Origin of the sequence: Hafnia psychrotolerans, from assembly GCF_014639435.1 — a bacterium.
Classification (GTDB): Bacteria; Pseudomonadota; Gammaproteobacteria; order Enterobacterales; family Enterobacteriaceae; genus Ewingella; species Ewingella psychrotolerans.
This window is the reverse complement of the sequence record NZ_BMFZ01000022.1, coordinates 1-6,146: the sequence shown is the minus strand read 5'-3', so window position 1 is coordinate 6,146 and position 6,146 is coordinate 1. Positions and strand designations below refer to the sequence as shown.

At 46.8% G+C, this 6,146-nt stretch carries 7 protein-coding genes; 4 read left to right on the top strand and 3 right to left on the bottom strand.

The window, feature by feature from the left end:
• Window positions 1–117 (bottom strand): Rop family plasmid primer RNA-binding protein (locus IEV89_RS21465; protein WP_188475534.1); only part of this gene is annotated, 117 nt, incomplete at its 3' end.
• A 68-nt stretch (window positions 118–185) separates the two neighbouring features.
• Here IEV89_RS21465 and IEV89_RS21460 point away from each other — a divergent pair.
• Window positions 186–566: an entry exclusion protein 1 gene (locus tag IEV89_RS21460; RefSeq protein WP_188475533.1), complete on the top strand. Its 381-nt coding sequence runs from the start codon at window positions 186–188 to the stop codon at window positions 564–566.
• A 931-nt stretch (window positions 567–1,497) separates the two neighbouring features.
• Here IEV89_RS21460 and IEV89_RS21455 read toward each other — a convergent pair.
• A complete protein-coding gene (locus IEV89_RS21455) occupies window positions 1,498–1,929 on the bottom strand; it encodes a DUF29 domain-containing protein (protein WP_188475535.1) in 432 nt (143 codons plus the stop codon).
• Window positions 1,930–3,684: 1,755 nt separating this feature from the next.
• Here IEV89_RS21455 and IEV89_RS21450 point away from each other — a divergent pair.
• The 3 genes from IEV89_RS21450 (at window position 3,685) to IEV89_RS21440 (ending at window position 5,258) form a co-directional block, all read left to right on the top strand.
• Window positions 3,685–4,203 carry a hypothetical protein gene (locus IEV89_RS21450; protein ID WP_188475531.1) on the top strand — a complete coding sequence of 173 codons (519 nt, stop codon included), beginning with the start codon at window positions 3,685–3,687 and terminating at the stop codon, window positions 4,201–4,203.
• Window positions 4,204–4,569: 366 nt separating this feature from the next.
• On the top strand, window positions 4,570–4,956 hold the full coding sequence (locus IEV89_RS21445) for a type II toxin-antitoxin system RelE/ParE family toxin (RefSeq protein ID WP_188475529.1): 387 nt from the start codon (window positions 4,570–4,572) through the stop codon (window positions 4,954–4,956).
• Complete coding sequence (locus IEV89_RS21440; protein ID WP_176705387.1) at window positions 4,956–5,258, top strand: helix-turn-helix domain-containing protein; 303 nt, start codon at window positions 4,956–4,958, stop codon at window positions 5,256–5,258. Before IEV89_RS21445 ends, IEV89_RS21440 begins: the two co-directional genes overlap by 1 nt.
• Before the next feature lie 681 nt (window positions 5,259–5,939).
• Here the strand turns inward: IEV89_RS21440 and IEV89_RS21435 are convergent.
• Window positions 5,940–6,137, bottom strand: a complete 198-nt coding sequence (locus IEV89_RS21435) for a Rop family plasmid primer RNA-binding protein (RefSeq protein ID WP_188475527.1) — start codon at window positions 6,135–6,137, stop codon at window positions 5,940–5,942.
• Window positions 6,138–6,146 lie beyond the last annotated feature (9 nt).

The window sequence follows — 6,146 nt, the reverse complement described above, 5'->3', positions numbered from 1 at the left end:
CTCACACTGGTTGGCCATCTCATCAAGATTCAGCTCATTCAGCTTTTCGAGTAGCAAAAGTGTCTGCGCCTGGATGAACTTCGCCATGTTCAGCACGGTTTTTTCTTGCTTGGTCATTGTTCCTATATTCTCCACCGTACATTTCTCTCTGTGAGTATACTGTCTCAAAAACGGAGGGTGAGACTATGGCTTGGGTAACCGTGAGACAGGCAATGAAACTGACCGGGAAAGCGCGGAGTTCGCTCTATCGGGATATGGCTAAAGGCCGCGTTTCATATCGTTCTGAGGTAGATGGTAGTCGCTCTATTGATACCAGTGAGCTTATACGTGTTTATGGTGAGTTGGTACATAGTGAGACACCATCGCGGGACACTCAGAGACATGATAGTGAGACAGGAAATGCTGTGATTCAGGAGCTGGTTTCTGAGATAAAAATGCTGCGTGATGAAGTGGCTGGATTGCGGGTTGAAATGCAGGAAATGCGTCGAATCGAGCATAAGCCAGACCCTGATCAATCCCCCGTCAGCACGAAGTGGTGGCAGTTATGGCGGCGGCCAACCAAATAACCCCGACACGGGGACTTTCACTCCCAGGTCTTTTCAGTCTCGATACGGCTTAAATTCACCCCGGCGGCACGGTTTATTTTGCGCTTCATGCGTCACGACAGACATCTGTGCACCGGGGCGGCGAATGGTTGAGTTCTTGCAAGGCTCCCCGGATCTCTGATCCGTTTGCGGCTTTCGCCGGGCTGACGTTCGTCAGACTGCCTCCACACACCGGTCTCCCGGTGTCGCCATCGATGTCGTGTCGTTTTATCCCTTATATAAAAAATGATGTCCGCCGGCGGCGCCGGTACGGACGGCGTAAAGTCGCCGATCACGTGTGTGTCAGATGGTGGAAAATGCCCTTGGGGTTTGCGGCATGGGGTTTCGCGGCGGTTTTGCGCGCGCGTCACTTGGTAAACGCTTCGCGATACGCAAGTGACGCGCATGCGATGCAAAGTGCCTGATGAAGGCGGGTGTGGTTTCGGATGCAGGTAGTGCTGCTTTGAGTGCAACCTAAAGCGAGTCTTTAGGGGCAGACCTCAGCCACTGGAGCGTGGGCGCCGCGTTTTTCAGAGGTTTTCTGCGGCTTCAGTGACCGCCCGAAGGCACCGTCTCTCAGGTCATAACGGTATTGGCATGTGATCACCCGAAGGCGTTCCTCTCAAATCACGGGAACATTGGCAGTGGCCGCCCGAAGGCACCCGTCTCAGGCCACACGGGTTTTGGCAGTTGCGGCACGCAACGATAGCGAAGTCAGGATAACCAGCCGCAAAATGAAGTTCAACAGGCGGACAGGAAATGTTTTGTGTCCACCGCCATCGAGCTGGCCGCGATCCCAAAAGCGCCTGGTCAGGGCTGCGCCCCGACACCCCACCAACGGCTCACGACCGCGAAAAAATTCCGCGCTCGCTCACCGTTACCCGGATGACCTCTGTTTGGAAAACGTCCGGATTTACTCCGGGTAGAATTTCGGATCCATAAACTGCTCAAATGACCACGGGCATTCAGCAGGGAATACTGAGCGCTTGATGTGTGTCTCGCGTTCGGCGCCGATCACCGCATCGCCGTAGGCATCTCCGATGATCTCAGGTAGCTTGTGTCTGATGCTCGGGCTTTTCTTGAGGCTGCGCTCAATCTTGCGGCGCTGTTCCTCTATAGTGAGTTTCCAGCTGCGCTCCTGATGTTCTGACAGCAATTGGCATTTCAGCATATGGATAAACAGGACTTCGAGGCGCGACTCCAGCTCGGTTTCCGCGCTTGTGCCCATTGCCTCGATCTCCTCCAGAAGATTCTGTGTGTCCAGTTCACTAAAGCTGCCATTGCGCAGTAAATCGGCCTGTTCACGCGTCCAGCCATAAAAATCAGTCTCATAACGGGCTGTCATATCCCCTCCATTTCGCTCCAAGAAACAACGCATAGCCTGATCAAACTTCACCGAGAAAGATATCTCCACCGTTTTTAAAAGTTGCGCATGCGCAACGTTCTGCCGCGCCTTCGGCTTGGCCAACGCCTCGCGGCCGCGCAATAAATTGCGCGCCCGTTCACCGTTTTCCTACTGAACCCCTTCAACTTATCTCGACGCGTCCTTCTTCGCACAATGACGTTTCGGCGGACAAATCCGGGTAAAAAAATCCCCGCTAAATACCGTCGTGACGCAACGATAGAGGTAAACACAGGAGGACATTATGAAATTTTTAGAAAAGTTAAAACTGGTACTGGACTGCCTGCAAATGGTGGCGGATTTGTGGGATTGGCTGATGCAGAACAACTTCTTTTTTGAGGCGTTCAGCCTATTTTTCTCATGAAACAGTGCTGCGCCTGTGCGCGTGCATAGCTATTCACCGGCGCAGAATTCATCCGCGCGATTTTGGGCGGTTTTGGTGGGGTAAGCCGTAGATTTCATCGTCTTCGGGGCAAAACGGCGCTGAGGGCGTCTGGGGCGGTGCGGTGAACGGACGTTATGGTAAATGGATGACGCGCGGGAGGCCGAAACGATAAAAGCCCTGACTGTACGAGTCAGGGCTTTTAAGGTACTGCGAACTTAAGATTTGACATTAATATACTTCGTTACTAGATGCTGCTATTTGGTACTGCTTTAAATGCACAAGTTCTTACAGATAACATCGGGTACTGACAACTAAAAACCCCCTCCTTTATCGGTTTAAAACCACCTGAAAGCTTTATATGAAAACAAAGTCAAATCAGGTATTACCGTTCAACTCGTACATCTCCCCTTCGCGATATATACTCTTTGATGCGTGGCTTTACTTCCTTCGCGATATTTCAACTACTGACACGCAATTTTTTCGCGAACAAAATAACAATAATAAACAAAGCCTTACATCATCGCGATTTTTACTTCAATTGATTACTACAACCATTAACACTTCAACTAAAACTTCATGACAACATATTACAGCGACTTTCTAAATCAATATTCTTAATACTATATAAACCAACGGATAAATACTGATGCCACCGCTGTTGAAGGCTAATTTAATGATTTTTAATACGGTGTCAACCCTGTTTTTAATGACATGTTTATACGGCCAGTATTCTTAGAGTTTTCTTATAAAATCTTGCCTTAGGCTGCGTACCTAGGGTGAGCTTGGCTCAAAACAGCTCACTCGAGTAGGGGGGGCATGGTCGTCTCCAGGTGAGCGGTTGGAGCTTTACGGTGACACGATTGTCGCTGCATGACTCGAGGATATGCTCAAAGGCCGGATCACAGGTGTTATGGTAAATTCAGCTATTCGTAGATTTAGTTTTCCATCCAGAAATAATGGAGGACTTTGTGGCAACAAAAGACCAAGTAAGAGAAGTAGAATCTCTTATGGAGAGATATCAGGGAATAACATATCTGAAGCTGTGGGGTTTTTTACAGCTTTCTGAGCCCGCGATTGCGGGCTTTTTTCATGTCCTACGCGCAACGGATGACATTGTAATTTCGTTGTCCCAAGCATACCCACCTTATTTGGCAACAATCCGTTTCTACTTTTATCACTAGTATTTGGTGTAGTACTTTGGATGCTATTTGATAGTATGTGCCGTAGTGATTGCTTGTTGTTTCTTTTTTAATATGTTAAAACCTCTTTTAAATCTAGTTTTAGCCCTTAAATATGGTAGAGGTTGATTTGAAATGTCAGATACTAACTGCATTACTGTTCTTACCGCACGTGGTGCCACAGAAATATTGAAAACTGGTGGAAGTCAGGCTTGGAGGCTTGATGCCAGCCATGCAGCAAAGCATCAGTATTTGGTTTGTGTTCAAAATTCGAAAAAGGATTGGGGTTCCCAGGAAGCAAAGCATCACCATGCGTTTATGATCGGTCAAATTTCTGGAGTAAGCAGGGCTCCAGAAAACCCTAAGCGCTGGATTATAAATATCGATTCTTATGCTGAAATTGACATTCCAGATCAGTGGGATGGCAACCGGAATCCAGTTTCCTATCGAAACCTCGAAAACATGAGGATCGATGTCATGAAACTCGACTTCAAACCAGTTTCAAAAGTAATTCCATCTGCGGTGAGAGATGGAAAGGTAGGTGATGTACATGAATATGAGGTCAAGCCATTGAATATTAAGGATGCCAAGGCAGGTTTGGCTCTGTATTTTGGCGTCAGTGAGGATGACATTCAGATCACGATTCAGGGATGATTAAGGACATGGCGAACTAGAGGTTAAATATTGCGACTTATGTGAATGCAGTGCGTGATGTGGATTGAAAAGTTGTGCTGGTTTCTAAGGTCAGAGGGATATCTAAAAAAAGGGAGTATGGGGGTTCAAAAAATTTAGTGTTCTATATAGGAATATATCTCTTGACAATACACTTACAGTTTGTTACTCTCAGGAAGTTTTCTCGCGCATTTTTTTAGCACGCTTAACAATCTACCGGTGACAGGTCGATTATGGGCAATGGTGACAAGTGCGTCAAGAATTATTTATAACGCATTCGTTATAAGAGGGAAGACAATACATTGCTTGTACCCTTTAAGGGTATACACTAACATAAGGAAAGACATAATGACTGAAAAGCCCAAACCCGAGATTTACCTAGCTTCTGGTTTTGTTGAGGTTGCAAAAAAAGAAGTTATTAGCGATGAGGCACTAGTTGGTGCAGCAAGCGAGATTTTCGCTGGACTTATCGATGCGAACTTATCCGGTAGCTTGGTGAAAAAACGCATTGCTAGTGGAAAACGCAATACGGGAAAGAGCGATGGCACTCGTGCTATCGTTTCAATCAAGAAAGGTAATAAGTTGTTTTTTATACACTTATTCTCAAAAAAAGAGAATGACAACATCTCCAAAAAAGAGTTGGCAGCTTTAAAAGAATATGGCGAATTGCTCTTTTCTTTTACGGATGAAAAGCTCGAGGATATGGTGTCAAAAGGCATACTGAGGAAGTTGTGATGAGTAAGATACTATCTTCAATACACAAAGACGTTACTTTGCTAATGGAGCACGGGTTTGTTGATAGTGTAACAATGCGTACATTTGACGCTCTCTGTCTGGAACCGGTGAAAGATTATCGTCCAGAAGATATTAAGTCGTTACGAGAGCGGCAAAATGTAAGTCAATCTGTATTCGCTATATTTTTGAACGTATCCAAGAAGGCTGTCCAAAAGTGGGAAAGAGGGGAGTCTGTGCCAAATGCATCAGCAATGAAATTGTTATCTGTTGTTGAGCGCAAAGGCTTGGAGATTCTGAGCTAATGCAGTTGAAGCTTAGCTATGAAGTGCACTATCTCATTACCAGCTAACCACCTATCATTAGTTTGCAATGTGACTGTTTATGAATGCCTAGTAAACATTTTGAACCGAGGTAACTGATCTTCGCGGGAACAGTCACCCAAACTTGTCCTTTCAGTGTAGCCGTAAAAGGCATGGCACTTCAAGACCTCAAGAATTAATACCATTTTCTATATCCCGCAAGCTTCCAGTTACCAATGGCTACCGCCAGTGGCGATTCTTCGTGCCTTTCAGGTTTGGTCTCAAGTGTTTGTTACCTGAATTTGGCGCGGTACACCTACAAGGCACCCAGTTGCATGGGAAGGAATGAGAAAACGCCACCTTACGGCGGTCTGCAACGGGTAAACCTCAGGGTGGGAACAGGAAAGCGCACGAGGGAGCGACCTATCGGAAACGGTGGGGATCTTTAAGTCCTGTCAGGTTTCGCCACTTCTGATTTGAGCACCGGAAATCATCCGATTTCTGTGATGTTCATCAGGAGGGCGAAGCCTATGGAAAAACGCCTGGCCGGGCGTGGCCTTTTCCATTTTTTTATTCCTACATCCTATTCGTCTTTTACTGACCCGCAACGCTCGCCGCAGTGTTGACTAGCGAAGTCTGTCAACGCGAGGAAGCGTAAGTGCACTGCTGTCACTTTTGGCACGGTCACTCGACGGTTTCCTGCTCATCTCGGTCTACTTCTTTTTTCAAGCCATCATGTAGCTGTTCTGACAGCTCGTGCAATCTCTCACACTGGTTGGCCATCTCATCAAGATTCAGCTCATTCAGCTTTTCGAGTAGCAAAAGTGTCTGCGCCTGGATGAACTTCGCCATGTTCAGCACGGTTTTTTCTTGCTTGGTCATTGTTCCTAT